This is a genomic window from Streptomyces sp. 6-11-2 (assembly GCF_006540305.1).
GTDB lineage: Bacteria > Actinomycetota > Actinomycetes > Streptomycetales > Streptomycetaceae > Streptomyces.
The window spans coordinates 6,120,212-6,146,239 of the sequence record NZ_BJOR01000001.1 but is presented as its reverse complement, the minus strand read 5'-3'; the positions used below and the strand labels follow the sequence as shown (position 1 = coordinate 6,146,239).

Here is a 26,028-nt window from a genome sequence, read left to right as displayed (position 1 = left end):
GCATCCATGTCCGCCACCGTCTCCTTCGAGGTTCCCTCCGCGCACGGCCCGCGGACCGTGACCCTCTCCTACGCGCGCGTGGGCGGCGGCGAGCCGCTGCTCCTGCTGCACGGCATCGGACACCACCGCCAGGCCTGGGACCCGGTGGTCCACCTGCTCGCGGCCGAACGCGAGGTGATCACCGTGGACCTGCCGGGCTTCGGTGCCTCCCCCGCGCTGCCGGAAGGGCTCCGGCACGACCTGCCCACGATGAACGTGGTGCTGGGCGCCCTGTGCGAGGCACTGGAGATGGAACGGCCCCATGTGGCCGGCAACTCCCTGGGCGGCCTGCTGGCCCTGGAGCTCGGCCGCGAGAAGCTCGTACGGTCCGTCACCGCCCTGGCACCGGCGGGGTTCTGGACGCAGGCCGAGCGCCGTTACGCCTTCGGCGTGCTGCGGACGATGCGCACGCTCGCCCGGCGGATGCCGCTGCCGCTGGTCGAGCGGCTCTCACGGACGGCGGTCGGCCGCACCGTCCTGACCAGCACCATCTACGCTCACCCGGCCCGCCGTTCGCCCGAGGCCGTGGTGGCCGAGACGCTCGCCCTGGCAGGGGCGGACGGATTCGAGGAGACCCTCCGGGCGGGCGTCGGCGTCCACTTCACCGACGTCCTGCCCGGTATCCCCGTCACCGTCGCCTGGGGCACCAGGGACCGGCTGCTGGTGCGGCGTCAGGGAGTGCGCGCCAAGCAGATCATCCCCAAGGCCCGGCTCGTGCGCCTGCCCGGCTGCGGGCACGTCCCCATGAACGACGACCCGGCCCTGGTCGCGCGCGTCCTCCTGGACGGCAGCCGCTGACCGCCGCCGGCTTCCGGCCGGCCTCGACGCCCCTGCCCCCAGCGCGACTCCCACGCCCACCAGGGCGCTGCCCAGGGCCTGGACCGCCCCGTACGAGCCGGCGCCGACCATCGGCGCGGTGCAGGCGGCCCCCACGGGGATGAGACCGGAGAAGAGCGTGGCGCGCTCGGCGCCGATCCGCTGCACGCCCATGTACCAGCACACGAAACCGACGACGGTGACGACAGCCGCCTGCCACAGCAACGCGGCGGCCTCGGCCGCGTCCGGACGCCTGAGCCAGTCGCCGCCGAGGACGGCCCCGGCCACCGCCGACTCCAGGGCCGCCAGCCCGCACACGACGGCGGACAGCAGCCGGGGCCCGAGCGGGCGCAGCACGGGCACCGCGAGGACAGCGAAGCCGACCTCGCCGGCCAGCGCGCAGGCGGAGAAGGTGATTCCGGTGCCGTCGGTCCGGCCCCAGCCCTGCACGGTGAAGGCCCCGGCGGCGACCAGAAGGGCACCGTGGAGGACCGTCCGCCGGGGCCGGCGTCCCTCCAGTACGGGAACGACGACCGCCACCACCACGGGGGCGCAGCCCACGAAGACCCCCGGTACCGCCGGCTCGGCGCTGCGTTCGGCGGCGAGCACGGCCAGGTTGAAGCCGACCATGCCGACCGCCGCGAGCAGCGCGAGCCTGACCCACTGGCGGGGTGTGAGCCGCCGCAGCCGGGCCGGTGCGTCCCGCCCGGCGAGCGGCAGGAGCAGCAGGCAGGCCAGGCCATAGCGCAGGAACTGGCCGCCCGCGTACGGGTAGTGGCCGAGGACGCTGTTGGCGGTGAAGGACGCCCCGACGAGGACGCAGGCGAGCGCGGCGAGCAGGGTGCCGCGCGCGGGGGTGGCGTTCATGGCAGCGACGCTAGGAGGCGCGGCGGTCCGGTTTAAGGTCCACTTCCATGACGTCATCGGGGACCAATCCGGGCGGACTCACCGGCTCGGCCGCCTGGGAACTGCTCCTTCCGGCCGCCTCCGCCCCGGCACGCGCGCGTGGCCGCTCCCTGCGGGCCGCGCTGCGCGAAGCGGTCCGCTCGGGGCGGCTCGCGACGGGCACACGGCTGCCCTCCAGCCGGGACCTCGCCGCGGACCTGGGCGTCTCGCGCGGGCTGGTCACGGAGGCGTACGAGCAGTTGACGGCGGAGGGCTACCTCCGCAGCGGCCGGGGTGCGGGGACCTGGGTGGGCGACGCCGTCCGGGGCGCACGCACGCGTGCGCGTGACCTCGCTCCCCGCTCCCTCGGCGCCCGCGCGGACTTCGTGCCCGGCACGCCGGACCTGTCGCTGTTCCCACGGACCGCCTGGGCGGCCACGCACCGCTCCGTGCTGACGGACCTGCCGCACCACGACCTCGGCTACCCCGACCCACGCGGACTGCCCCGGCTGCGCACGGCGCTGGCCGAACTGCTGACCCGGCGCCGGGGCGTGGCCGCGGACCCGGAGCGGATCGTGGTCGTCTCGGGGGTGGCCCAGGCGAGCGCTCTGGTCGGCTCGGCGCTGCACGCGCGCGGGATGCGCACCGTGGGCGTCGAGGATCCCGGCAGCCCCGAGCACAGCGCCCTGTACGCCTCGGCCGGAGTCGGCACCGTCCCGCTGCCCCTGGACGCGGAGGGTCCGGCCGTCGGCCCGCTGCTCCGGTCCGGGGTACGGGCCGTGGTGACGACACCGGCCCACCAGTTCCCGACCGGCATCGCCTGCTCCGCCCGGCGCCGCGCCGAACTCCTCGACTGGGCGCGGGCGGTGGACGGCATCGTCTTCGAGGACGACTACGACGGCGACTTCCGCTACGACCGCGCCCCGGTGGGCGCCCTCCAGGGTCTGGATCCGGAGCGCGTCGCCTACGCCGGGTCGGTCAGCAAGTCCCTCGCCCCGGGTCTGCGGCTGGGCTGGCTGCTCCTGCCCGACTCGCTGGCCGACGAGGTCGTCGAGCGCAAGCGGACCATGGACCTCGGCCATCCGACGGTCGACCAGGCGGTGTTCGCGCGGTTCGTCGAGCGCGGCGACTACGACCGGCAGTTGCGCCGGTGCCAGCGTGCCTACCGCGAACGACGCGACGCGCTCGTCGCCGCCCTGGACGAGCACTTTCCCGGGGCGCGCCTGTCCGGGATCGCCGCGGGCCTGCACCTCATCGCCGCGCTGCCCGGCCGGTACGGCCCCGAGGAGCGCTTCCTCGCCCGCATGGCCGAGGCCCGCGTCGCGGTGCGCGCCCTGTCGGCGTACCGGCACGCGGATGCCGCCGGCTCCGGCCACTACGGCGTGCGCCTCGTTCTCGGCTACTCCCACCTCTCCCCCGCCCGGATCCGGGCGGGGGTGCGGCTGATGGCGGAGGGGGCCGGCGCCTGACCTCCGCCGGACCGGGAGGCGCGTGCCGGGCCCGGCGGGCGAGTCCCGCCTCGGCAGCCCACCGCCCGCTGCCGAAAAGGGTGCCGCGACCAGGTCGCAACTCCCGGTCCGAGAAGGGGGTTTCCGCAGGTCACGGCCGATTGTCAGTGGTCGCCCCTACGGTTTTTCCATGACGCGATCCTTGCAGGCCGTGGCCTATTCCCGACCCTCCGTGCTGGAGCCCGCCACGGGCGGACGGCGCCTGGGACTCGAGACGTCCCGGGGTGCGACGCCCTCGGGAATCCAGGACCATCCGCGGTTCTTCTCAGGCTTCCTGACGTCTCCTCAGGTGGCGTCCGCCGGGCTGCTGGCGGTGGCGGACGTGGCGGCCGCCCGCTACTACCAGCCGCAGTTGCGTGCCTCCCTCGACCCGGTGGTGACGGGGAACGGCGACCGGCTGCGCTTCGAGTCCTTCTCCGGCTGCTGCGGGGTGTACGCGCGCCTGGACGTGCTGCGCCCGGGCCTGGACGGTGGCGAGGTGGGGCACGGCACGACGAACGTCGACGTCAACAACCCGCTGCGCGAGGCGCTGTCCCGGATCGGCTCGGACGATCCGCTGCATATGCGGGTGGGTCCGGAGGAACTGGCCGTGACCACCGTGGACGGCCCCGTGGTGGAGAAGAAGGTGCCGCTGCCGGACCGTTGGCTGCGCGGGTTCGCGGAGGCCCAGGTCATGGCCGCCGGATTCGATCTGCGGGCCGAGCTGCCGGCGGCCGAGGCCGTGCGGTTCCTGCGGTCGCTGCCGCGGAGCGGGCCGCGGGGTGCCGGGGGCGGTCCGCGGTGGGTGGTTCCGGCGGGTCGCGCGCTGCGGCCGACCACCCGGCCCGTGCCGGGCGCGGTCTGCCTGCCCGGGCCCGAGCGGCTCGCCGCGCTCCAGCGGGTGCTGCGGCATGCCACCGCCCTGCGCGTCTACGGCCCGGCGGTCGCGGGCGCCGCCGCCACGGCCAGTGCCTGGGAGGCGGTCCTGCCGGGCATGCGGCTCACGCTGACGCTGTCGCCCGACGCCTCGCGCGGGTTCTCCGGCGAGGGCGGGGTGCTGGACGCGCTCGCCACCGACGAGGCGGCCGAGGACGCGGAGCTGATCGCGGTGCTGCTGGCCTGGGAGCCCCGCGTCGACGTCGCCGACCTCGCCGCCACCTCCGGGCTCGCCCCGGAGCGGGTCCGCGCGGCGCTGGTCCGGCTCGGTACCTCGGGCCGGGTCGGATACGACACCGCGGAGGCGGCGTACTTCCACCGGGAGCTGCCCTACGACGCGGATCGCGCCGAGCGGCACAACCCGCGCCTGCGGGCCGCCCGTGCCCTCGTCGCCGCGGGAGCGGTCGCCCTGGACGGTGCCCTGGCGACGGTGACGGCCGAGGACGGCCACGCGCACCGGGTGCGCGAGGACAAGGGCGTGCTCAGTTGCAGTTGCCAGTGGTGGGCGAAGTACCGGGGCGGGCGCGGGCCGTGCAAGCACGCGCTGGCGGTGCGGATGGCGCGGCGGGGCGCCGCCGTGGTGGAGCGGGACCTGGCACGAGTCGACGGTGGTGCGCGATGACAACGCTGACGGAGGCGATGCGAGCCGGGCGGACGGCCGAGGTGGTCGGTCTGCTGGACGCGATGACCGACGCCGAACGCCGTGCTTTCTTCCCGGAGTTGAAGGCGCTGCGCAAGGAGCTGAGGGCGACGCGCTGGGACGGGCCGTCCCGCCGCGCGTATCCGGCGCTGTACGTGGCCGGGGCGGCGTGCCAGACGGGCGCGGCCGGCGTGGCGAGCTGGATCTCGGCCGCCGACATGCGCTGGCCGGGGGTCTCCCCCGCGGTGCTGCTCCGCGTCCTCGCCGGCCGGGAGACCGACTGGCTCGCCGATCTGGCGAACCGGCTCGCCCAGCGGCCCGCCACCGCGCAGGTGCCCTACGAGCTGATGTCCGCCCTGGTGCGTCTGGCGGGCTGCCCGGTGCCGACCACCGACGCCTATGTGCGGGGCTGGGTGCAGCAGGTCGGCGGCAACTGGCGGCGAGGCGACACCTTGCTGGAGAGGCTGCGTACGGACCCGCACCTCGTGCCGCTCGTGGCCGCGCTCTTCGAGGTGAACGACATCGGCGGCCTGCTGGAATGGGCGGCCGACGAGGGACCCGCCGGCTGGCACGGCGCCCTCGCACAGCTCACCGCGGAGGGGCCGCTCGACCGGAGGGCCACGGTCGACGCCTGTGTGGCCCGCCTGCTGCGGGGTGGCACGAACGCCGACCACCGGGCGTTCCTGCGGGTACTGACATCCCTGGCGCTCACGCGCGAGGAGCAGCGGGAGCGGGTGGCCGACTGGGGGGCGCTGGCCTCGGACGCGGTGTCTCCGGTGGCGTCGCACGCCCAGTCGGTGCTCGGGACCCTGGCCCTGGAAGGTCAGTTGACGCACCGTCACCTGGCGGACGTGTCGGAGGCGGTGCTGTTCCGGCCGGAGCGCAAGCTGGTGCGGGCGCAGCTCGTGCTGCTGGGCAAGGTGCTCGCCCGGGACGCCGGGGCGGCGGACGAGCTGCTGCCCGCCGTCGCGCAGGCCTTCGGGCACGAGGACGCCGGTGTGCAGGAGCGGGCACTCAAGCTCGCCCAGCGCCATGTGAAGAAGGTCCGCTCCGCCGAAGTGCGCGTCGAACTCGCCTCGGCCGCCGATGAGTTGATCCCGCCGCTGCGCGCTCAGGCGGTCGCGTCGCTGGGCGCGGCACCGGCGGAGGTGGCCCCGGCGTACGAGGAGGTGCTCCCCCTGCTTCCCGAGCCGGCACGTCTCGCGCCCGCGGCGGCCTCCGTCGTCGAGCTCGCCGAGGAGGTGGGGGCGGCACTGGCGTCCGACACCGGCGTGACCGGCTTCGAACGCGCCCTGGACGGGCTGGTGCGCCACGCCCACCGCGACCGGGACGCCCTGCTGGAGGCGCTGGAACCGGTGGTCTCCCGCCGATGGTGGGACGGCGCCGATCCGTTCCACGACCTGCGGATGGACCATCAATTCGGCGACTCCCGGGGCGGCTTCGACGGGTTCGCGGGCCTGGATCTGCTGCTCATCACGCTGCGGGGAAAGCTGAGCACCGCCAGGCTGCACGCCGCGATCCGGCCGGGGGCACCGCACCGGACCTGCGTGCACGGCGCGCTCTCCCGGGCCTTCGACGCCCGCCTGTGGGAGGTGGCGTACCGGATCCGCACGGATCCCCTGCCGTTCCTGCTCTCGACGCCCACCTGGAGCACGGGCCTGCTGGAGCCGGACGAGCTGGTGGAGCGGCTCGACGCGTACCGGCGCCTGGGGGCGCGCGTGTCGGCCGCCGACTTCGCGCAGGCGCTGCTGCGGGTGCGGCGCGGGGACCGTCCGGCGGCAGCGGCCGCGGCGGAGCGGGCGGCGGCCCTCGGTACGACGGAGGGAAGGCGACTCGCCCGCTGGCTGACCGCCGGCGCTCCCGTGCTGCCGGCGATCCGGCGCCGCGCATCGGGGCCGCACATACTGGCGGAGTCCGGTGAGCTTCCCGCATGGCAAGAGGACCTCCCCGACGCCTTCCGCGCACTGGGGAGGCCGTCCAGCGCCTTCGCGCAAAGCCGGTACTGCGCCCACTGGAGCGGCTCCGCGCACCCCCACTGGCTGGCCGTGCTGCCCGAACTGCGTGAACTGGTGGCCGTGCGGATCCTCCGGGACCTGTCCGCCGTGGCCGTGGACGGCAGCCGGGGCGCGGCCTCCGTCCTTCCGCTGCTCGCCGAGTCCGGCGGCGAGGCCGGCGAGGCGACGCGCCTGTGCGTGGCGTACGGACTGGGCGCCCGGCACCCCGAGGACCGGCTGGCCGCCGTGGACGCGCTGCTCGTCCTCGCCGCGCGCGGACAGCTGGACGCCACCCGCCTCGGCGCGGACCTCGGTGAGCTGGTGCGGCTCGGTGCGGTGAAGCCGCTGCGGCTGGCGGAGTCGCTGCGCACGGCCGCTTCCACCGGGGCGTACGCCACCGTGTGGGGCCTGCTCGGCCACGCGTTGCCGCCGCTGCTCTCCGACCTCGCCGCCGACGGACCGGCCGGTCCGGTGCGAGGGCTCGGTGATCTGCTGGCCGTCGCGGCCGAGTGCGCCGAGCGGTCCGGTGCGCGGGGCGACCTGCCGCACCTGGCACGGGCGGCGGACCGGCGCGGCTCGTCGCGCCTGGTCGTGGAGGCCCGCCGGCTGCGCGGCGCGCTGGCCATGGAGGTGGCCGCCTGAGCCCGGCGCCCGCCGGGCTCACCCCTGGGAACAGCCGTCGGAGACAACCGCGAAAAACAACTACGAAAGGTGCGAATATTGCTTTACTCATCGGTCACAGCGCGTTCGTGATCACGCAACACCGTTCCGTCACAGTGGCCGTATGACTCGAGAAGTGTCGAACATGACGTGGGCGAAGCACGGTCGCCGGGCGCATCACTGGCGGCGGGACCTGGTCGAACTGGCCGCGCTCTTCACGGCTGTCGCCGTGGCCGACGGGGTGGCGAACCTGATCGGTCACGGCCCCGACGGTCCGGCCCTGCTGGTGATCTCGGCGATCGCGCTGGTGGCCACGGCGGCCTTCCACACCTGGTGGGCGCGGCGCCACGGTCACGCACCGCCCGCGGACGATACCGGCACCCGGCCACTCGCCACCCAGCAGGCCGGGCCGGCCGCCACCGGCCCCGCGGCGGCCGAAGCGGCGCCGGGCGACCGCACGCTGTGGCGGATGCGGACAACTGTTCGGGACGCTCCCGGTTCGCTGGCCTCGCTCTGCTCGGCGCTGGCGGCCCGGCACGTGGACATCCTGAGCCTGCAGACGCATCCGCTGGCCGAGGGCACGGTGGACGAGTTCCTGCTCCGCGCTCCCGGCGGGCTCGAGGCGTCCGGCATCACCCGGGCGATCGCACTGGCCGGCGGTGCCGACACATGGATCGAGCGGGCGGACGCGCACGACCTGGTGGACACGCCGACACGGGTTCTCGGCCTGGCCGCGCGCACGGCGCTCGACGCAGCGGAACTCCCGCTGGCGCTGCGGCAGTTGCTGGGGCGGTGCACCATCCGTTCCGTGCCGCACCGGCCGGCGGCGGCCGGGGACCCGCAGGAGGTGCCGGCCGAGGGGATGCTCGCGGACACCGTGATGCGGCTGCGGGCGCCGACGGGCGGGACGATCACCGTGGAGCGGCCGTATCTGCCCTTCACGCCCACCGAGTTCGCGCGGGCACGCGCCCTGGTGGAGCTGGACACCCGGCTCGGACCGCGCATTCCGCGCGGCCAGGACGTGCTGACGCTGCCCGAGGGCGAGGCGATCACCGTGCGCAGGGCCGACACCGGCGACCTCGCGGCGGCCAGGGCGATGCAGGCGCGCTGCTCGGCGCGCACCCTCGGTCTGCGCTACCACGGGCCGGTCGGCGACGCCGACCGCTATCTCGACCACCTGCTGAGCCCGCGGTTCGGCCGCACACTGGCCGCGCGGACCGCCTCCGGGCGGATCGTCGGCCTCGGTCATCTGCTGTGGGACGGCGACGAGACGGAGGTCGCGCTGCTCGTCGAGGACGCCTGGCAGCGCCGCGGTGTCGGCGGCGAACTGCTGGGCCGGCTGGTGGCGATGGCCGTCGAGGCGGGCTGCGCGACCGTGTACGCCGTGACGCAGGCGGCCAACACCGGCATGGTCGCCGCCATGCGGGGCCTGGGCCTGCCGCTCGACTTCCAGATCGAGGAGGGCACCCTGGTCATCACGGCCCGGCTGGAAGCGACCCCGGTGGCCTCCCGGCTGCCGTACGACGCCGAGCGGGCACAGGCCGAGCAGACACAGGCCGAGTGGTCCCGCCTGCGGGACTGAGCGGCCGCTCCGGGGGCCCGCGGCCAGGCACAGGGTCCGGCCGCGCGCCCTCCGCGCCGGCCCCAGTCAGCTCATCGCCTGGTGCAGCCCCTTCACTTGCGGCTGTCCCGGCCGCGCCCCCAGCGCCCGGTCCAGGTCCGCCCACAGGTCCTCGACGTCCTCCAGGCCCACCGACATCCGCAGCAGCCGGTCGCCGACCCCCGCGCCCCGCCGGTCGTCCGCGTCGACGATGCGGTGGCTGATGGACGCCGGGTGCTGGATCAGGGTGTCGACGCTGCCGAGGCTCACGGCCGGCGTGATCAGGCCGACGCCGCCGATGACGGCGTGCGGGTCGCCGTGCACCTCGAAGGAGACCATGGCACCGCCGATGGACGGGTAGTGCACCCGGGCGACGCGGGGGTCGTCCGCCAGGCGGGCGGCCAGTTCCGCCGCGGTGGCGGAGGCGGCCCGCACCCGGACCGGAAGCGTGGACAGCCCGCGCAGCAGCAGATAGCCGGCGAGCGGGTGCAGCACCCCGCCAGTGGCGAACCGCACCTGCCGCAGCCGTCCGGCCAGTTCCTCGTCGCAGGCCACCACGCCCGCCATCACGTCGCCGTGGCCACCCAGGTACTTGGTGGCGCTGTGCAGCACCAGTCGGGCGCCCTGCTCGGCCGGGCGTTGCAGGACGGGGGTGGCGAAGGTGTTGTCGACGAGGAGCGGCACGGAGCCGCAGGCGTGGGCGACGGCCCGCAGGTCCACCTCGGCGAGCGTCGGGTTCGCCGGTGTCTCGACCATGACCAGGCCGGTGTCCGGGCGCAGCGCGTCGGTGATCCCGGCCGGGTCGGTCCAGGTCACCTCGGTACCGAGCAGCCCGGCGGTGAGCAGGTGGTCGCTGCAGCCGTACAGCGGGCGCACGGCGACGACGTGCCGCAGGCCCATGGCGGACCGGACGAGGAGCACCGCGCTCAGCGCGGCCATGCCGCTGGCGAACGCCACCGCGGCCTCGGTGCCCTCCAGCCGGGCCAGGGCGGTCTCGAAGCGGGCGACGGTGGGGTTGCCGAGCCGTCCGTAGACCGGGGTGCCGTCGAGTTCGGCGCCGTCGGTGGCGAAGGCGTCGATGCGGGCGGCCTCGGCGCGACTGTCGTAGGAGGGGTAGGTGGTGGACAGGTCGATCGGCGGGGCGTGCAGTCCCTGCCGGGCGAGGTCGTCACGGCCGGCGTGCACTGCCTCGGTGGCCAGTGCTCTGGGTGCGGTGCGTACGTCGTCGTACGCGGGCGTGCTCGCGGAGTCCAAGGGCGTGTCCATGACCCGAAGGGTGAACAGCCGCCGGGATCGCGGGGCCGAAGGCCGTGCTACGTTCGCCACATGGCCGAATCCGTCGTACTGGATCCGGTGGATCTGCATCTGCTGCGGCTGTTGCAGAACGACGCCCGGACCACCTACCGCGACCTCGCCGCGCAGGTCGGGGTCGCTCCGTCGACCTGCCTGGACCGGGTGACCCGGCTGCGCCGCTCGGGGCTCATTCTCGGCCACCGGCTGCGGCTCGACCCCGCCAAGCTGGGCAGGGGTCTTCAGGCACTGCTGTCCGTGCAGGTCAGGCCGCACCGGCGGGAGCTGGTGGGGCCGTTCGTGGAACGGATCCGGGCCCTGCCGGAGTCGCTGACCGTGTTCCATCTGACCGGTCCGGACGACTACCTGGTCCATGTCGCGGTCGCGGACATGGCCGATCTCCAGCGCCTGGTCCTGGACGAGTTCACGGCCCGGCGGGAAGTGGCCCGGGTGGAGACGCGGCTGATCTTCCAGCAGTGGGACTGCGGCCCCCTGCTGCCGCCCGGCGCGCAGCCGGGCACGCCCTCGGCGAAATCGGACTGAATACGGTCCGATGCCCGGTAAACCGGGCTGACGCGAGCCGCCCTTCCGTACGAGGATGGTCGGCATGTCACAGACCAAGAGCCCGCTGCCCCGTCAGGTCGCCGACGCCTACGTCGACGAACTCATCGCCCTCGACCCGATCACCGGTACCTATCTCGGCGTGAAGGAGAGTTCGAGCAGGCTGCCCGACACCTCGCCCGCCGGCCAGCAGGCGCTCGCGGACCTCGCGCGCACCACCCTCGCCCGGCTGGACGAGGCCGAGCGGCAGCCCGGCGCGGACAGTGACATCGAGCGCCGCTGCGCCCGCCTGCTGCGCGAGCGCCTGACCGCGGAACTGGCGGTGCACGACGCCGATGAGGGCCTGCGCACGGTGAGCAACATCCACAGCCCGGTGCACTCGGTGCGCGAGGTGTTCACGATCACCCCCAGCGCCACCGACGAGGACTGGGCCGCGATCGCCGAGCGCCTGCGGGCCGTGCCGGCCGCGCTGCGCGGCTACCGCGAGTCCCTCGCCCTCGGCCTGGACCGCAAGCTGTACGGCGGCCCGCAGCCGACGGCGGTCTTCATCGAGCAGCTCACCGAGTGGTCGGACACCGACGGCAACGGTCGCGGCTGGTTCGAGGACTTCGTCTCGGAGGGTCCCGAGTCCCTGCGCGCGGAGCTGGACGAGGCCGCCCGCGCGGCGACCGCGGCCGTCGTGGAGCTGCGGGACTGGATGCGCGACGTGTACGCGCCGACGATCGGCGACGCACCGGACACGGTCGGCCGTGAGCGCTACGCACGCTTCTCGCGCTACTTCAACGGCACGGACCTGGACCTCGACGAGGCGTACGCGTACGGCTGGTCGGAGTTCCACCGCCTGCTCGGCGAGATGAGGCAGGAGGCCGAGAAGGTCCTGCCCGGCGCCGGGAGCCCGTGGGTGGCCCTCGCGCACCTCGACGAGCACGGCACGCACATCGAGGGCGTCGACGAGGTCCGCCAGTGGTTGCAGGACCTGATGGACGAGGCGATCGAGGCGCTCGACGGCACCCACTTCGAACTGGCCGAGCGGGTGCGGAAGGTGGAGTCGTGCATCGCGCCGCCCGGAGGTGCCGCGGCCCCTTACTACACGGCGCCGTCCGCCGACTTCTCCCGGCCGGGCCGGACCTGGCTGCCGACCATGGGGGAGACCCGCTTCCCGGTCTACGACCTGGTCTCGACCTGGTACCACGAGGGTGTCCCCGGCCACCATCTCCAGCTCGCCCAGTGGGTGCACGTGGCCGAGAACCTCTCGCGCTACCAGGCCACCGTCGGCGGGGTCAGCGCCAACGCCGAGGGCTGGGCGCTGTACGCGGAACGTCTGATGGACGAACTCGGCTTCCTCACCGACCCGGAGCGGCGGCTCGGCTATCTGGACGCGCAGATGATGCGCGCGGTCCGCGTCATCATCGACATCGGCATGCACCTGGAGCTGGAGATTCCGGCGGACTCGCCGTTCCACCCGGGTGAGCGCTGGACTCCGGAGCTGGCGCGGGAGTTCTTCGGCGCGCACAGCAGCCGTCCGAGGGACTTCGTGGCGAGCGAGCTGATCCGCTATCTGTCGATGCCCGGCCAGGCGATCGGCTACAAGCTGGGCGAGCGGGCCTGGCTGCTGGGCCGGGAGAAGGCCAGGCAGCGCCATGGTGCCGCGTTCGACGCGAAGGCCTGGCACATGGCGGCCCTGTCGCAGGGCTCGCTGGGCCTGGACGACCTGGTGGACGAGCTCTCCCAGCTGTGAGCCGCCTGGGGGCGGCCGGCCTCCGGCCGCCCCCCGCTGGTCCTGCTCCCCCGTTCCAGGCCGCTCAGCCCGCTCCGCGCAGCCGTACGGTCGATCCCGACCGGCTCTTGACGACCTCGAGTTGGGCGTGGACGCGGCGCCGCAGGTCGGCGACATGACTGACGATCCCGACGCTGCGGTCGCGTTCGCGCAGGGCGTCGAGGACGTCGAGGACCTCGTCCAGGGTCTGGTCGTCGAGGCTGCCGAAGCCCTCGTCGATGAAGAGCGTGTCCAGGCGCACCCCTCCGGCCTCGTCCGTGACGACGTCCGCGAGGCCGAGGGCGAGGGCGAGGGAGGCGAAGAACGTCTCGCCGCCCGACAGGGTCGCCGTGTCCCGCTCCCGGCCCGTCCAGGCGTCGACGACGTGCAGTCCCAGACCGCTGCGGCCGCGGCCCGCCCGGTCGTCGGAGTGGACGAGGGTGTACCGGCCGGACGACATGCGCCGCAGGCGCACGGTCGCGGCGGCGGCCACCTGTTCCAGGCGGGCCGCGAGGACGTAGGACTCCAGGCGCATCTTGCGCTCGTTGTCGGCCGAGGTGCCCGCGGTGAGGGAGGCCAGGCGGGCCACGCGGTCGTACTCCTCGCGCAGCGGAGCCAGCCGGCGCATGCCGGTCGCGGCGCGCGCGGAGAGCCGGTCGAGTTCGGCGCAGCGGCGGTCGGCGGCGTCCCGTGCGGACGAGGCCTCCCGCACCCGCCGGCCCGCGGCTGCCTCGGCCGCCTCCGCGGCGGTGAGGTCGGCGGGCGGCAGCCCGGCGGCGGCCGCGGTGTCGGCCTCGGCGAGGACCGCGCGCACGGCGGCCTCCTCGGTGTGCCAGACGTCCAGGCGCCGTTGCAGCTCACGGTGGGCGGCGTCGTCGAGGAGGGCGACGGACGCGGCCTCGGGGGTGTCGAAGCCGGCCCGGAAGGCGGCCTCGGCGAGCCGTCCGTCGGCGTCTTTGAGCCGCTCGGCGCTGTCCCCGGCGGTGCGTGCGGCGTCGGCGGCCTCGGTGAGCAGTGCCGCCCGCCGCTCCAGTTGGGCGGCGCGGGCGGCGACGGTCTCTGCGGCTCCCCGGGCTTGGGCCAACTCCGCCTCCAGGGCGGTCTTCTCACGCTCCAGGCCGTCCCGCTGGGCCAGCCGGGAGGTGGCTCGGAGCTCGGCCTGCCTGCGGTCGGTCAGCCGCCTCTCGCGCTCCTGCTCGGCGCGGTGCAGCTCCTGCCGCGCCGCGTGCAGGGCGGAGGCGTCCCGGCGGGCCCGGGCCAGCTCGGCCTCCAGTTCCCCGGCCTCGTCGGCGAGTTGTGCCGTGGGGGTGTCGCCCGCCTCGGCGGTGGCGGCGGCCAGCTCCTCGCGTACGGCGCCGAGGCGGCGCTCGTGCCGGGCGCGCCGCTCCTCGGCGTCCTGGTGGTCGTCGAGCGCGCGCTCCTCCGCCTCGCGGTCGACGTGCCCGGCGACCTTCCGCGCGGGCGCGGGGTGTTCGGTGGCGCCGCAGACGGCGCAGGGCTCTCCGTCGGCGAGGCTCGCGGCCAGTTCGGCCGCGATGCCGTTCAGGCGCTGCTCCTTCAGGTCCAGCCAGTGGTCCTTGGCGCGTGCGGCGGCCTCGGCGGAGGCGAGCGCCCGCCGCCGCGCCTCCTCGGTGTCCGCGGCCAGTGAGTCGCGCACCCGGGCGGCGGCGAGCCGCTGTCGCGCGGGTTCCAGCCGCAGGGCGAGCCGCTCGGCCAGGGCGGCCGCCTCCTGGGCGGTGTCGATGCGCGTCTGCAACGCGGGCCGGGTCGTCTCCCATCCGGCGAGCCAGGCCTCGGCCTCCTGGAGGACGTCGTCGTCGGCGCGTTCCTGCCGGTCCGCCGCGGCGCGCTCGGCGACGACGTCGGCCAGGCGCCGCTCGGCGCGGCGGGCCGGCTCGAGCCCGCCCAGCTCCTCGGCGGCGCGGCGCGCGGCGGCGGCCAGTCCGGCGGCGCCGGCGTCGGCGAACTCCGCCGGGAGCACCGCACGCGCGCGTGCCTCGGCGGCGGCCGCACGGCGGTGCGCGGCGTCGGCGGCCTCGCGCAGTTCGAGCGCCGGTGCCACCGTCCCGGCCTTGCGCCCCCGCTCCATCCGCGCCTGTGCCTCCCGGTGGGCGCCGGCCCGCTCCGCCAGGCGCTCGGCGCGCTCCCGGGCCTCGGCGGACCGCCGTTGCAGCCGGGCCACTTCGCGTACCCGATGCAGCGACGCCTCGGCGTCGGCGTGGGCGGACTCGGCGGACGTGAGCCGGCAACGGGCGACGGTCAGTTGCTCACGCGCGGTGGTACGGGCGACGGCGGCCGCGGTCAGGACGGCCTGCGCCAGGCCGGGCTCGCCGGGCGCGAGTTCCGGCAGCTCCATGGCATCGCCCGCCGCCTGCTGCATACGGTGCGCGTCGGCCAGCAGCGCGGCGTCGCCCTCGCGCACCCGGGCCTCGGTGGCGCGCCTGCGCTCGGCGAGGCGCTTCTCCACCTCGGCGAAACGGTGCGTGTCGAACAGCCGGCCGAGCAGCTTGCCCCGGGCCTCGGCGTCGGCGCGCAGGAACCGTGCGAAGTCGCCCTGCGGCAGCAGCACGACCTGGCAGAACTGCTCGCGGCTCATTCCGAGCAGCTGGGTGATCTCCTCGCCTATCTCCTGGTGGGAGCGGCTGAGGTCCTTCCAGGCACCGGCCGTCGCGTCGTACTCGCGCAGCAGGCTCTGGGCCTTGTCGAGCGTCGTGCCCGTGCCGCGCTTCTTGGGGCGCTCCCAGGGTGGCAGGCGGGTGACCTCCAGCCGGCGTCCGGCGACGGTGAGGTCGAGGGTGACCTGGGTGCGGGTGCCCGTGGCGGCGTGGTCGCTGCGCAGGGTCGTACCCTGCCCGCTCTGCCGGGCGCCGGGGACCGCGCCGTACAGCGCGTAGCACACGGCGTCCAGCACGGAGGTCTTGCCGGCGCCGGTGGGACCGTGCAGCAGGAACAGCCCGGCGGCCGACAGCGCGCCGAAGTCGACCGTCTGCGAGCCGCCGAAGGGACCGAAGGCGGTGATGTCGAGCCGGTGCAGCCTCACCGCGCCACCTCCCGTACCGCCTCGTCCGCGCGCACCGCGTCGAACGTCTCGCGCAGCACGGTCCGTTCGTGCTCGTCGGGTGCGGCGCCGCGTACGTGGGCCACGAAGTCCTCCGCGATCTGCTGGTCGCCGCGGCCGGCGAGCCGGCGGGCGTAGGACACGTCCGGCTCGCCGGGGACGCGTTCGGGATCGAAGACGAGGCTGAGGGTGTGCGGGAAGCGCTCGGTGAGGCGGGCCATGGGTTCGGCGGGGCGGACCGGGTCGGTGAGTGTCGCCTCGACCCACGCCTCGCGGTGGCGGGCGAGGTCCGGGTCGGCGAGCAGGTCCTCCAGCGTGCCCCGGATCCGGGCCAGCGCGCGCGGGACCGGGCAGTCGACCCGCTCGGCGCCGGCGAAGCCGTCGGCGTCCAGGTCGATCAGCCACATGCTCTTGCGGTGGGCGGCCTCGGAGAAGGAGTACGGCAGCGGGGAGCCCGAGTAGCGCACGCGCTCGGTGATGGTCTGGCAGCCGTGCAGATGGCCCAGGGCGGTGTAGTCGACGCCGGCGAAGACGCCGGCGGGGACGGCGGCGACCCCGCCGACGGTGATGTCCCGTTCGCTGTCGCTGGGCCGGCCGCCGGTGACGAAGGCGTGCGCGAGGACGACGGAACGGGTGCCGTGCGCCCGTGTGGCGAGGTCGGCGCGCACCCGGTCCATGGCGGCGGCCAGTACTGCCTCGTGGCCTGCGCTGTCGACCCCGAACTCGTCCTTGACCAGGGCCGGTTCAAGGTAGGGCAGACCATAGAAGGCCACTTCGCCGTGCGCGTCCGCGAGGACCACCGGGGTCCCGCACGCCGACGGCTCGGTGCGCAGGTGGATGCCCGCGCGGTCGATGAGCCCCGCGCCGACGCCGAGGCGGCGGGCCGAGTCGTGGTTCCCGGAGATCATCACCGTGGGCACGCCGAGGCCGGCGAGCCGGTGCAGCGCGTCGTCGAAGAGCTCGACCGCGGCCAGCGGGGGCACCGCGCGGTCGTACACGTCCCCCGACACGACCACCGCGTCGACGTCGCGCTCGCGCACCGTCGCGACGAGGTGCCCGATGAACCCAGCCTGGGCGTCGAGCATGTTCACGCGGTGGAACGCCCGGCCCAGATGCCAGTCGGAAGTGTGCAGGAGCCTCATGATCCCGGAAGACTAACGGCCGGGTCTGACATCACGGGCGGTTACTCCCGTATCGACCGTCATGCACGGCACCGGGCAGGCCGATTGGCGCGATATGCCCGATGTGTCACGCATCTCCGTAGGCCTCGCCGCCCAGTTCGAACCCGGCGGTCCCGGCCGTGACGTCCGCGAGCCATCCCCGGAAGGCGTCCACGTCGGCGTCCGGCAGGCCGATCTCGATGGTGACGGCCTCGCCGTAGCGCACGTCCCGCACTGCGCGCCCGGTGGCCCGGAGGTCGTTCTGCACCTTGCCGGCCCGCTGGTGGTCCACGGTCACGGTGGCGATGCGGAACCTGCGGCGGGTGCGGGTCCCGAGCGTGTCCAGCGCCTCGCCGACGGCTCCGCCGTAGGCCCGGATGAGCCCGCCCGCGCCGAGCTTGACACCGCCGTAGTAACGGGTGACGACGGCGACGACGTACCGCATGTCGCGGCGCAGCAGCATCTGGAGCATGGGGACGCCGGCGGTACCGCCCGGCTCCCCGTCGTCGCTCGCCTTCTGGATCCCGGCGTCGGCGCCGATGACGTAGGCCCAGCAGTTGTGCGTGGCGTCGGCGTGCTCCTTGCGGACGGCGGCGACGAAGTCCTGGGCCTCCCGCTCGGTGGCCGCCGGGGCGAGAGCGCACAGGAAGCGCGAGCGGTTGACCTCTGTCTCGTGCACGCCCGCGCGTGCGACTGTGCGGTACTCGTCCTGCATCGGTCCAGCCTATGCGGCGCCCACGCGGGTGCCGCACGAGGGTTCGCCCCGCGCGGCCGGAGGGAGACCTGCCGCCGGGCACGCGCGCGGTTCACCGCCGTTTCTTGGCGCCCCTCGGCACGGTCAGGTCCGTCAGGAGGGCGGCGCCCGGGGCGAGGGACGGCCAGCCGGGGCCGTGCCAGGACAGGATGGCGATCGCGGAGGTCGGGAACTTCGTCCGGAGCCGGTCCAGCGCGTCGTCCAGACCGTCCCCGGCCAGTTCCAGGACCAGTTCCTCCAGGCCCGGGTTGTGGCCGAGCAGGAGCAGCGTCCCGACCTCGGGCGGCGCCTCGCGCACGGCGGCGAGCAGATCGGGGGCGTCGGCGGCGTACAGCCGGCGGTCGTAGCGCACCGGCGGTGGAGTGCCCCACTGGGCTGAGGCCAGTTCCCAGGTCTGCCGGGCGCGCAGCGCGGTGGAGCACAGCGCGAAGTCGGGGAGGCAGTCGGCCTCGGCGAGCGCGCGGCCCGCCGCGGGCGCGTCCCGGCGGCCGCGGGGCGCGAGCGGGCGGTCGTGGTCGGCGACGCCCTCGGGCCAGGCGGACTTGGCGTGCCGCAGGACCACCAGGCGGCGCAGCGGGCCGGCTCCCGCGCGGGCGATCACGCCGCACGCCCCAGGTCGCGCGTGAGGTCGAGGCCGAGCAGCCGGTCCGCGTACGCGTACGTCTCGAAGCGCGCGCCGTCCGCCAGGTCCGGATCGGTCCCGGCCCACTCCAGCACCCGCAGGACCGCCGGCACGTCCAGGTCGTCCTCCCAGGCGCCGCGCAGCCGTCCGCGCACCTCGTCGGGGACCGGCCGGGAGGGCCGCCGCGCCCAGTCGGCGACCGCCGCGCGCCATCGCGCCAGAGTCCGGCGGGCGTCGTCCAGCGCGGCCTCGTCCAGCCGTACGGGCCGGGTGTGGCGGCGGGCGAGCAGTGCCAGGCGCCAGGCGGCGGGGTCGTCGTCGCGCGCGGGGACGGCGGGCACCGTCGCGTCGACGGGCGCGACGGCGATCCGGACGCCCCCGGTCGCGGTATCGGCGCCCTCGACGGCCACATGGACGATCTGGGCCTCACCCGGGGCGGTGCCGGCGCCGCGGCCGTCCTCGAAGGGCCGGATGCCGAGGGCGGCCGCCGCCGCCCGCAGTTCCCGCGCCTGTTCCCGGCCGCCGGACAGCAGCGACCACACGGGCGTGCCGCTCAGTTCGAGGGCGCGGACGAGGATGTCGGCGACCAGCAGTACGCGCAGGCCCGACGCGTCGCAGCCCGACGCGTGCGCCTCGACACGGGTCAGCCCGCGGCGGGCGGGGGCGGCGTCCACGGGCTCGCCGGTTCGGGCGTCGATGATGCGCAGCACGGCCCGAGCGTAGGCCGCCGGACGGCCGCGCGCAGGCCGAGGCCGCACGTTCCGGACAGGTCGGCGGGTTCCGTACCGGCCGGGAATCGCCGGGCGGCGCCCGTCGTTGCCCGGACGGCAACCCTTCCCGAGACGAGGAGACCCCTGGTGTACGGCGACGCTGCGACCATCCGGAAGATCCTGACCGAACACGGTGACACCTGGGCGGTCGTGGGCCTGTCCTCGAACCGCGGCCGGGCCGCGTACGGCGTCGCCGAGGTGCTGCGGCGCTTCGGCAAGCGTGTCGTCCCGGTCCACCCGAAGGCGGAGACAGTGCACGGCGAACAGGGGTACCCCTCCCTCGCGGACATCCCGTTCCACGTGGACGTGGTCGACGTGTTCGTCAACAGCGACCTCGCCGGCCAGGTCGCCGACGAGGCGGTCGCCAAGGGCGCGAAGGCCGTCTGGTTCCAGCTGGGGGTGGTCGACGAGGCCGCCTTCGAGCGCACCCGTGCGGCGGGCCTCGACATGGTCATGAACCACTGCCCGGCGATCGAGATCCCCCGTCTGGGCTGACTTTCGCCGCCTTCCCCCAGGACCGCCGCCCTCACCTGTGGGGGGCCTCAGTCGTGGAGGGGCCGGTCGCCGAGCCGGTGGTCGGCGACGTTCAGCGCCTCGTCCACCAGCCGGCGCAGGTGGCCGTCGCGCAGGGAGTAGACGACCCGGCGGCCCTCCTTGCGCGTGTTCACCAGCCCGGCCAGCCGCAGCCTTGCCAGGTGCTGGCTGACCGCAGGACGGGCCGCCCCGCACGCCTCGGTGAGCGTGGTGACGTCGGCCTCGCCGGACGTCAGCGCGTGCAGCAGGGCGAGCCTGGTGCGGTCGCCGAGCAGGGCGAGGAGTTCGGCGGCCAGCGCCAACTGCTCCTCGCCCGGGGTGCGCGGGTGCGCATCGTGCGCAGATGACAGGTGCATGCGTGCGCTCATACGCACATAATGGCGTCGTGGGCGCCACACGTCCACCTCCGCGCGCACGGAAGGGGAAGCACGTGACCGACCGGCACCACCGCGGGCACCACCACGGACCCGAGCACGAGCCCGCGCACGGACCCTCTCTCCGCCACCGCCTCGCGCACCTCCTCGCCCCCCACTCCCACGACTCCGCCGACCGGCTGGACCGCGCGCTGGAGTCCTCCGCCCGCGGTATGCGGGCGCTGTGGGTCTCGCTGGCCGTGCTCGGCGCCACGGCGCTCGCCCAGGCGGTGGTGGTGGTCGCGTCCGGCTCCATCGCGCTGCTCGGCGACACGGTGCACAACACGGCGGACGCCCTGACCGCCGTACCGCTGGGAATCGCCTTCGTGCTGGGCCGCCGCGCGGCGACCCGGCGTTTCACCTACGGCTACGGACGCGCCGAGGACCTGGCGGGCCTGGTGATCGTGGTGACCATCGCCGCGTCCGCCGCCTTCTCCGCCTGGGCCGCCTTCCAGCGGCTTCTCGATCCGCGCCCCGTCGAGCACCTGCCCGCGGTCGCCCTGGCGGCCCTCGTCGGGTTCGCGGGCAACGAGTGGGTGGCCCGCCACCGGATCCGTGTCGGCCGCGCCATCGGCTCGGCCGCGCTGGTCGCCGACGGGCTGCACGCGCGCACGGACGGCTTCACCTCACTGGCCGTCCTGCTGGGCGCCGCCGGCTCGGCCCTGGGACTGCGCGCCGCCGACCCGATCGTGGGGCTGGCGATCACGACGGCCATCGCGCTGGTGCTGCGCGACGCGGCCCGCGAGGTGTTCCGGCGGATGATGGACGCCGTCGACCCGGCCCTGGTGGACCGCGCCGAACGGGCACTGACCGAGGTGCCGGGCGTGCGGGCGGTCGGCGAGCTCCGGCTGCGCTGGATCGGCCACCGGCTGCGCGCGGAGGTCGCGGTGGTCGTGGACGGCGAGGCGACCGTGCGCCAGGCCCACGCCACCGCCGTGGAGGCCGAACACGCCCTGCTCCACGCCGTACCCGGCCTCACCGCGGCCCTGGTCCACGCCGACCCGGCCCCGGCCCCCGGCGAGGCCGACCCGCATCTGCGCCTCGCCCACCACGCGCCGGCCTGAGCGCCGCGGACGGGATCAGACCCCGAGCCCGTCCAGCACCACCGCGCCGGGCAGCTGCGCGAACGCCTTGCCCGGCACCAGGAGCTTGCCGCGGCGCCGCCCGCTGCCGACCAGGACGTAGGGCAGGTCGACGACGCGGGAGTCGACCAGGAGGGGCCAGTCGGCGGGGAGTCCGATGGGCGTGATGCCGCCGTACTCCATGCCGGTCTCCCCGGTCGCCACCTCCATGGGCGCGAAGGAGGCCTTGCGGGCGCCGAGTTGGCGGCGCACGACGCCGTTGACGTCGACGCGGGTGGCGGACAGGGCGAGGCAGGCGGCCAGTCGGGTCTCGCCGCCGCGCCGGCCCGCCACGACCACACAGTTCGCGGAGGTCTCCAGCAGTTCCGGGCCGTAGTGCTCGACGAAGACGGCGGTGTCGGCCCACTCCGGGTCGGTCTCGACGTAGACGATCTCGTCGGCCGGGACAGCGCCGCACCAGTGGCGTACGGCATCGGCGACCGGGCGGGTCAGCTCGTCGAGGCAGTCGGGGGCGGGCGTGGCCTGGTCGAAGTTCCCGATGGGTGCGCGCATGACCGCACGCTAACAGCCGCGCCGGGCTGTGCGGCGGGGCGTCTCAGTGCACGGGCGGGACCGACACGGCCATCACCATGTCCATCGGCTCGGCACCGTCGTTGGCGTACGTGTGCGGGGTGTTGGCCTCGAAGGAGGCGCTGGCGCCGGCCGGCACGCGGTACTCCACCGCGTCGACGGTGAGCGTCAGCTCCCCCGCGGTGACGTGGACCAGTTCGACGGTGCCGGCGGGGTGCGGGTCGGAGGGGCTGCCCTCGCCGGGCATCAGGCGCCACTCCCACATCTCCAGCGGACCGGGCGCCTCGACACCGGCCAGGAGCCGGTTGTAGCTGCCGGCGTCGGTGTGCCACAGGCGGACGGCCTGGTCGGCCGGGACGACGCGGACCCGGGGGCCCTGCTCGTAGTCGAGCAGGCTGGTGATGCTGACGCCTAGCGCGTCACCGATCTTGACGACGGTGCCGAGGCTGGGGTTGGTGCGGGCCTGCTCGATCTGGATGAGCATGCCGCGGCTGACTCCCGCGCGGGCGGCGAGCGTGTCCAGGGTGAAGCCCCGCTCGGTACGCCAGCGTTTGACGTTGCGCGCCAGGGACTGGGTCAGCAGTTCGAGGTCCGACACATTCCGTCCAATATTCTGGATGACAGAGTTTACTTCGCTGAACTACGGTGGGTTGCACCCGATCGTTCACCGAACTGTACTGCGAGGCACGCCGTGACAGCATTCTTCGCCCTGGCCACCAGCCTCCTGTGGGGGCTGGCCGACTTCGGCGGCGGACTGCTCACCCGGCGCATGCCCGCGCTGACGGTCGTCGTGGTCTCCCAGTCCGTCGCGGCGGCGGTGCTGGGCGTGATCGTCGTCGCCACCGGCGGCTGGAGCGAGGCCGGACCGCGGCTGTGGTTCGCGTTCGCCGCGGGCCTGGTCGGCCCGGTCGCGATGTTCTCCTTCTACAAGGCGCTCACCCTCGGCCCGATGGGCGTGATCTCACCGCTGGCCTCGCTCGGCGTGGCCGTGCCGATCTCCGTCGGACTGGTGCTCGGCGAGCGGCCCGGACTGCTCCAGGTCGCGGGGATCGCGGTCGCCGTCACGGGTGTCGTGCTCGCGGGCGGGCCGCGCCGGGGAGGCGCCGCCGTGCAGCGGCGGGCGATCGGGCTGACCCTGGTCGCGGCCCTCGGCTTCGGCACGGTGTTCGCGCTGATCGCCGAGGCCTCCACCACCGTCACCGGCCTGTTCCTCGCGCTCTTCGTGCAGCGCGTGACCAACGTGGCGGCGGGCGGCGCCGCGCTGTACGCCTCCGCACGGCGCGGCGGGCCCGTACTGCCCGAGGCCGGATTCCCCTGGCGCTCACTGCCCGCGCTCGGCTTCGTCGGCCTCGCGGACGTCGCCGCCAACGGCACGTACTGCGTCGCCGCCCAGCACGGCCCGGTCACGGTGGCCGCCGTCCTCGCCTCCCTCTACCCGGTGGTGACCGCGCTCGCCGCCCGCGGCTTCCTCAGCGAACGGCTGCGGGCCGTCCAGGCGGCCGGAGCGGGTCTGGCGCTCGTGGGGACCCTGCTGCTGGCGACGGGCTGAGCCCTGGACCGGCCGGGACCGGATCAGCCGCCCTCGGTCTCCAGCCCGGCCAGCCGCGAACCGGACTCCTTGTCCCACTCGGCCAGCCGGGCAGCGCTCTCCTCGTCCAGCTCCGCCAGTGCCAGCAACTGCTCCGGGGTGACGCCCTGCGGTATCGGTACCGGGGCCGGGGTACGCAGCGGCGGCTGCCAGCCCTCGGCGGCGGTCCAGCGGCGTACGACCCGGGCGGGCGCACCCGCGACCACCGCGTGGTCGGGGACCTCGCCGCGCACCACCGCGCCGGCCGCCACCACGACGTTCCTCCCGATCCGCGCGCCGGGCAGGATCACCGCTCCGGTGCCGATCCAGCAGCCGGGACCGATCTCCACCGGCTCCATCCTGGGCCACTGCTTGCCGATGGGCTGGTGCGGGTCGTCGTAGGAGTGGTTGGTGGAGGTGACGTAGACGTAGGGGCCGAAGTAGCAGTCGCTGCCGATGGTCACCGTGGTGTCGGCGATGACGTGACTGCCGCGGCCGAGCACCACCCCGTCCCCGATGCGCAGGATCGGCTCCGGGCCGAGGTCCAGGTCGGGCATCAGACCGGCGGTCAGCGTGACCTGCTCGCCGACGATGCAGTGCGCGCCGAGGTGGATCCACGGTTCGCCGAAGACCGTGCCGAGCGGGAAGGCCAGCCTGGTACCTGTTCCCATCGCGCCGAAGCGGAGGCGTCCGGGCCGCTCGGCCGTGACGGAGCCCGTGCGCTGCACCCAGGCCCAGCCCGCGTGGACGGCGCGCTGCGCGAGGCGGCGCCACCATGATGAGAACGTGTTCCTACGCGTGGGCACCCGCTCACCGTACTCAGCCCGGGCCACGCCCATGGCGCCCCACGTCTGTGATCTTCGCCCTACCGGATGACGTACGGTGCCGTCGGACCCATGCGGTGAAAGGGAGAACGAGGATGACGGACAAGGCGCTGATCGCGGGCATCGGCGGTCGCGAGCCGCAGGTGGACGAGGGGGCGTTCGTGGCGCCCACGGCCACCGTGATCGGTGACGTGGCACTGGGCGCGGGCGCGAGCGTCTGGTACGGCGCGGTGCTGCGCGGCGACGTGGAGCGGATCGCCGTCGGCGCGGGCAGCAACGTCCAGGACAACTGCACGCTGCACGCCGACCCCGGCTTCCCGGTCGGCGTCGGCGAGCGCGTCTCGATCGGGCACAACGCCGTGGTGCACGGCGCGACCGTCGAGGACGACTGCCTGATCGGCATGGGGGCGACCGTGCTGAACGGCGCGGTGATCGGCGCGGGGTCCCTGGTGGCGGCGCAGGCGCTGGTGCCGCAGGGCATGCGGGTGCCGCCGGGCTCGCTGGTCGCGGGCGTCCCTGCGAAGGTCAGGCGGGAGCTGACGCGGGAGGAGCGCCAGGGGATCACCCTGAACGGCACGATGTACACGCAGCTCGCGCAGGCGCACCGGGAGGTGCACGCGTAGGGCCCGGGACCCGCGCCCCTTCGGGGGCGCCCGGCTACTCCCCGGCGGGAACCGGCTCCGGCTCCTCGGTCTCGCTCTGCGTGCCCGCCTGCGCCTTCTTCGCCCTGCGCTTGAGCACCAGCATCGAGCCGAGCCCGAAGAGCACGGCCGCCACCAGGCCGAGCCAGGAGAACTTCTTCAGCCAGGACTCGGCCACGACACCCACGTAGTAGATGACCGCCGTGGTGCCGCCCGCCCAGCAGATACCGCCGAGGACGTTGGCGACGAGGAACCTCCAGTACGGCATGTGCAGCACGCCCGCCAGAGGGCCGGCGAAGATGCGCAGCAGGGCGACGAAGCGGCCGAAGAAGACCGCCCACATGCCCCACTTCTCGAAGGAGCGCTCGGCGGTCGCGATGTGCCCCTCGCTGAAGTGCTTGGGGAACTTCTTCCCCAGCCAGGCGAGCAGCGGCCTGCCGCCCTTGCGGCCGATGGCGTAGCCGATGGAGTCGCCGACGACCGCGCCGACGGTGGCGCACACGCCGAGGACGACCGGGTTGATGCCCGCGTGCTGCGAGGACAGCAGCGCCGCGGAGACCAGGACGATCTCGCCGGGCAGCGGGATGCCCAGGCTCTCCAGACCGATGACCAGGCCGACCACGGCGTAGACGGCGGCCGCGGGTACCGTGTCGAGCCATTCCTGGACGTGCACCGCCGGTTCCTCCCCGTTTCGCGTGCATGTGCTGCGGAGCGCCACGAAGACGCACCCCCCGGGAAGCCTACCGGTTCGGCCCGGCCGGGCGGCTCCCGCGGATCGCGCCGGCGTTCCCGTCCGCGACCGGAACGCCGGCTCGGGAGGCTCGGGGGCTCGGGGATCGCCGGATGTCCGCCTGGTGCTCCGCGGCCGTGTGGAGGGCGGGCGGCAGCCGCTCAGCCGTCGGGCGGCAGCCGCTCAGCCGTTGGGCCGCAGGGTCCAGACGACGGTCATCTCTCCCGTGACGGCCCCGTCCGCGCGCCGGATCTCGACCGGCACCGGGAACTCCGGCCGCTGTCCCGCGTCCAGTTCCGCGACGACGTCGGCGGCGGGACGGCCCAGGGTCGCGGTGGCGGTGACGGCTCCCATGGCCAGCTTCCGGTAGGCGATCTCGGCCCGCACGGCGAGCGGCACGGCACGGGAGAGCTGGTCGCCGAACGCGGCCAGCACGATGGCCCCGCTCGCGGACTCCCCCAGCGTGAACATCGCGCCGGCGTGGGGCCCGCCCACGTGGTTGTGGTAGTCGGCCTGGTCCGGCAGGGTCACCACCGCCTTCTCCGGCGTGGTCTGAAGGAACTCGAGGTTCAGGGTCCGGGCCATCGGCACGGTGGCGGCGAGCATCTCGCCGATCGACATCTGGTCAGCGCTCATACC

At 74.9% G+C, this 26,028-nt stretch carries 23 protein-coding genes and 1 pseudogene; 11 read left to right on the top strand and 13 right to left on the bottom strand.

Going from position 1 to position 26,028, the window contains the following annotated elements; all coding sequences use genetic code 11:
* The first annotated feature begins 6 nt into the window (after window positions 1-6).
* Entirely contained in the window at window positions 7-837 is an 831-nt protein-coding gene (locus TNCT6_RS27225; RefSeq protein WP_141363110.1) for an alpha/beta fold hydrolase, read from the top strand.
* A gap of 99 nt (window positions 838-936) precedes the next feature.
* Here the strand turns inward: TNCT6_RS27225 and TNCT6_RS27220 are convergent.
* A pseudogene (locus tag TNCT6_RS27220) lies at window positions 937-1,722 on the bottom strand (DMT family transporter); the annotation flags it as partial.
* A gap of 47 nt (window positions 1,723-1,769) precedes the next feature.
* On the opposite strand from TNCT6_RS27220, the gene TNCT6_RS27215 reads away from it, so the two are divergent.
* The 4 genes from TNCT6_RS27215 (at window position 1,770) to TNCT6_RS27200 (ending at window position 9,039) form a co-directional block, all read left to right on the top strand.
* Window positions 1,770-3,209 carry a PLP-dependent aminotransferase family protein gene (locus tag TNCT6_RS27215; RefSeq protein WP_141363108.1) on the top strand — a complete coding sequence of 480 codons (1,440 nt, stop codon included), beginning with the start codon at window positions 1,770-1,772 and terminating at the stop codon, window positions 3,207-3,209.
* 169 nt (window positions 3,210-3,378) lie between these two features.
* Window positions 3,379-4,785, top strand: a complete 1,407-nt coding sequence (locus TNCT6_RS27210; protein WP_141363106.1) for an SWIM zinc finger family protein — start codon at window positions 3,379-3,381, stop codon at window positions 4,783-4,785.
* Window positions 4,782-7,439 (top strand): DUF6493 family protein, encoded by a 2,658-nt coding sequence (locus tag TNCT6_RS27205; protein ID WP_141363104.1) that lies wholly within the window; start codon window positions 4,782-4,784, stop codon window positions 7,437-7,439. Before TNCT6_RS27210 ends, TNCT6_RS27205 begins: the two co-directional genes overlap by 4 nt.
* Before the next feature lie 142 nt (window positions 7,440-7,581).
* On the top strand, window positions 7,582-9,039 hold the full coding sequence (locus TNCT6_RS27200) for a GNAT family N-acetyltransferase (RefSeq protein ID WP_253266225.1): 1,458 nt from the start codon (window positions 7,582-7,584) through the stop codon (window positions 9,037-9,039).
* Between the two features lie 66 nt (window positions 9,040-9,105).
* Here TNCT6_RS27200 and TNCT6_RS27195 read toward each other — a convergent pair whose 3' ends face one another.
* Window positions 9,106-10,323: a PLP-dependent aspartate aminotransferase family protein gene (locus TNCT6_RS27195; protein WP_141363102.1), complete on the bottom strand. Its 1,218-nt coding sequence runs from the start codon at window positions 10,321-10,323 to the stop codon at window positions 9,106-9,108.
* A gap of 60 nt (window positions 10,324-10,383) precedes the next feature.
* Between TNCT6_RS27195 and TNCT6_RS27190 the strand changes: the two genes are divergently transcribed.
* Window positions 10,384-10,890 (top strand): Lrp/AsnC family transcriptional regulator, encoded by a 507-nt coding sequence (locus TNCT6_RS27190; RefSeq protein ID WP_141363100.1) that lies wholly within the window; start codon window positions 10,384-10,386, stop codon window positions 10,888-10,890.
* A 64-nt stretch (window positions 10,891-10,954) separates the two neighbouring features.
* Entirely contained in the window at window positions 10,955-12,646 is a 1,692-nt protein-coding gene (locus TNCT6_RS27185; protein WP_141363098.1) for a DUF885 domain-containing protein, read from the top strand.
* Between the two features lie 64 nt (window positions 12,647-12,710).
* Here the strand turns inward: TNCT6_RS27185 and TNCT6_RS27180 are convergent, their stop codons facing one another.
* The 5 genes from TNCT6_RS27180 to TNCT6_RS27160 all read right to left on the bottom strand — a co-directional run bounded on the left by TNCT6_RS27180 (window position 12,711) and on the right by TNCT6_RS27160 (window position 18,968).
* Window positions 12,711-15,704, bottom strand: a complete 2,994-nt coding sequence (locus TNCT6_RS27180; RefSeq protein WP_141363096.1) for an AAA family ATPase — start codon at window positions 15,702-15,704, stop codon at window positions 12,711-12,713.
* Window positions 15,701-16,864 carry an exonuclease SbcCD subunit D gene (locus TNCT6_RS27175; protein WP_141363094.1) on the bottom strand — a complete coding sequence of 388 codons (1,164 nt, stop codon included), beginning with the start codon at window positions 16,862-16,864 and terminating at the stop codon, window positions 15,701-15,703. The genes TNCT6_RS27180 and TNCT6_RS27175 overlap by 4 nt, the downstream gene beginning before the upstream one ends.
* A gap of 106 nt (window positions 16,865-16,970) precedes the next feature.
* Complete coding sequence (locus TNCT6_RS27170; protein WP_141363092.1) at window positions 16,971-17,597, bottom strand: YigZ family protein; 627 nt, start codon at window positions 17,595-17,597, stop codon at window positions 16,971-16,973.
* Window positions 17,598-17,688: 91 nt separating this feature from the next.
* On the bottom strand, window positions 17,689-18,237 hold the full coding sequence (locus tag TNCT6_RS27165) for a histidine phosphatase family protein (RefSeq protein ID WP_141363090.1): 549 nt from the start codon (window positions 18,235-18,237) through the stop codon (window positions 17,689-17,691).
* A complete protein-coding gene (locus TNCT6_RS27160; RefSeq protein WP_172633042.1) occupies window positions 18,234-18,968 on the bottom strand; it encodes a hypothetical protein in 735 nt (244 codons plus the stop codon). Before TNCT6_RS27160 ends, TNCT6_RS27165 begins: the two co-directional genes overlap by 4 nt.
* 147 nt (window positions 18,969-19,115) lie before the next feature.
* Between TNCT6_RS27160 and TNCT6_RS27155 the strand changes: the two genes are divergently transcribed.
* A complete protein-coding gene (locus TNCT6_RS27155) occupies window positions 19,116-19,523 on the top strand; it encodes a CoA-binding protein (protein WP_141363086.1) in 408 nt (135 codons plus the stop codon).
* A gap of 47 nt (window positions 19,524-19,570) precedes the next feature.
* On the opposite strand, the gene TNCT6_RS27150 is transcribed toward TNCT6_RS27155, so the two are convergent.
* The gene (locus TNCT6_RS27150; protein ID WP_172633041.1) at window positions 19,571-19,930 is read right to left on the bottom strand and encodes a metalloregulator ArsR/SmtB family transcription factor; all 360 of its coding nucleotides are present in this window, start codon (window positions 19,928-19,930) and stop codon (window positions 19,571-19,573) included.
* A 62-nt stretch (window positions 19,931-19,992) separates the two neighbouring features.
* Between TNCT6_RS27150 and TNCT6_RS27145 the strand changes: the two genes are divergently transcribed.
* Window positions 19,993-21,039, top strand: coding sequence for a cation diffusion facilitator family transporter (locus TNCT6_RS27145; RefSeq protein WP_172633040.1), 1,047 nt, complete (start codon window positions 19,993-19,995; stop codon window positions 21,037-21,039).
* A gap of 15 nt (window positions 21,040-21,054) precedes the next feature.
* Here the strand turns inward: TNCT6_RS27145 and TNCT6_RS27140 are convergent, their stop codons facing one another.
* Window positions 21,055-21,609 carry a YbaK/EbsC family protein gene (locus tag TNCT6_RS27140; RefSeq protein WP_141363082.1) on the bottom strand — a complete coding sequence of 185 codons (555 nt, stop codon included), beginning with the start codon at window positions 21,607-21,609 and terminating at the stop codon, window positions 21,055-21,057.
* A 43-nt stretch (window positions 21,610-21,652) separates the two neighbouring features.
* Window positions 21,653-22,225 (bottom strand): helix-turn-helix domain-containing protein, encoded by a 573-nt coding sequence (locus TNCT6_RS27135; RefSeq protein ID WP_141363080.1) that lies wholly within the window; start codon window positions 22,223-22,225, stop codon window positions 21,653-21,655.
* A gap of 93 nt (window positions 22,226-22,318) precedes the next feature.
* Between TNCT6_RS27135 and TNCT6_RS27130 the strand changes: the two genes are divergently transcribed.
* Window positions 22,319-23,176 (top strand): DMT family transporter, encoded by an 858-nt coding sequence (locus TNCT6_RS27130; RefSeq protein ID WP_141363078.1) that lies wholly within the window; start codon window positions 22,319-22,321, stop codon window positions 23,174-23,176.
* Window positions 23,177-23,199: 23 nt separating this feature from the next.
* Here TNCT6_RS27130 and TNCT6_RS27125 read toward each other — a convergent pair whose 3' ends face one another.
* Window positions 23,200-24,033 (bottom strand): acyltransferase, encoded by an 834-nt coding sequence (locus TNCT6_RS27125; RefSeq protein ID WP_172633039.1) that lies wholly within the window; start codon window positions 24,031-24,033, stop codon window positions 23,200-23,202.
* Between the two features lie 80 nt (window positions 24,034-24,113).
* On the opposite strand from TNCT6_RS27125, the gene TNCT6_RS27120 reads away from it, so the two are divergent.
* Window positions 24,114-24,641: a gamma carbonic anhydrase family protein gene (locus tag TNCT6_RS27120; RefSeq protein ID WP_141363074.1), complete on the top strand. Its 528-nt coding sequence runs from the start codon at window positions 24,114-24,116 to the stop codon at window positions 24,639-24,641.
* A 34-nt stretch (window positions 24,642-24,675) separates the two neighbouring features.
* Here TNCT6_RS27120 and TNCT6_RS27115 read toward each other — a convergent pair whose 3' ends face one another.
* On the bottom strand, window positions 24,676-25,332 hold the full coding sequence (locus TNCT6_RS27115; RefSeq protein ID WP_141363072.1) for a DedA family protein: 657 nt from the start codon (window positions 25,330-25,332) through the stop codon (window positions 24,676-24,678).
* Window positions 25,333-25,572: 240 nt separating this feature from the next.
* Window positions 25,573-26,010 carry a DUF4442 domain-containing protein gene (locus TNCT6_RS27110; protein WP_141366822.1) on the bottom strand — a complete coding sequence of 146 codons (438 nt, stop codon included), beginning with the start codon at window positions 26,008-26,010 and terminating at the stop codon, window positions 25,573-25,575.
* Window positions 26,011-26,028: the final 18 nt, after the last annotated feature.

Coding starts and splice junctions, on each gene's coding strand:
- TNCT6_RS27225 (WP_141363110.1), top strand. CDS start 7: ATGTCCGCCACCGTCTCCTTCGAGGTTCCCTCCGCGCACGGCCCGCGG.
- TNCT6_RS27215 (WP_141363108.1), top strand. CDS start 1,770: ATGACGTCATCGGGGACCAATCCGGGCGGACTCACCGGCTCGGCCGCC.
- TNCT6_RS27210 (WP_141363106.1), top strand. CDS start 3,379: ATGACGCGATCCTTGCAGGCCGTGGCCTATTCCCGACCCTCCGTGCTG.
- TNCT6_RS27205 (WP_141363104.1), top strand. CDS start 4,782: ATGACAACGCTGACGGAGGCGATGCGAGCCGGGCGGACGGCCGAGGTG.
- TNCT6_RS27200 (WP_253266225.1), top strand. CDS start 7,582: ATGACTCGAGAAGTGTCGAACATGACGTGGGCGAAGCACGGTCGCCGG.
- TNCT6_RS27195 (WP_141363102.1), bottom strand. CDS start 10,323: ATGGACACGCCCTTGGACTCCGCGAGCACGCCCGCGTACGACGACGTA.
- TNCT6_RS27190 (WP_141363100.1), top strand. CDS start 10,384: ATGGCCGAATCCGTCGTACTGGATCCGGTGGATCTGCATCTGCTGCGG.
- TNCT6_RS27185 (WP_141363098.1), top strand. CDS start 10,955: ATGTCACAGACCAAGAGCCCGCTGCCCCGTCAGGTCGCCGACGCCTAC.
- TNCT6_RS27175 (WP_141363094.1), bottom strand. CDS start 16,864: ATGAGGCTCCTGCACACTTCCGACTGGCATCTGGGCCGGGCGTTCCAC.
- TNCT6_RS27170 (WP_141363092.1), bottom strand. CDS start 17,597: ATGCAGGACGAGTACCGCACAGTCGCACGCGCGGGCGTGCACGAGACA.
- TNCT6_RS27150 (WP_172633041.1), bottom strand. CDS start 19,930: ATGAGCGCACGCATGCACCTGTCATCTGCGCACGATGCGCACCCGCGC.
- TNCT6_RS27140 (WP_141363082.1), bottom strand. CDS start 21,609: ATGCGCGCACCCATCGGGAACTTCGACCAGGCCACGCCCGCCCCCGAC.
- TNCT6_RS27125 (WP_172633039.1), bottom strand. CDS start 24,033: ATGGGCGTGGCCCGGGCTGAGTACGGTGAGCGGGTGCCCACGCGTAGG.
- TNCT6_RS27120 (WP_141363074.1), top strand. CDS start 24,114: ATGACGGACAAGGCGCTGATCGCGGGCATCGGCGGTCGCGAGCCGCAG.
- TNCT6_RS27110 (WP_141366822.1), bottom strand. CDS start 26,010: ATGTCGATCGGCGAGATGCTCGCCGCCACCGTGCCGATGGCCCGGACC.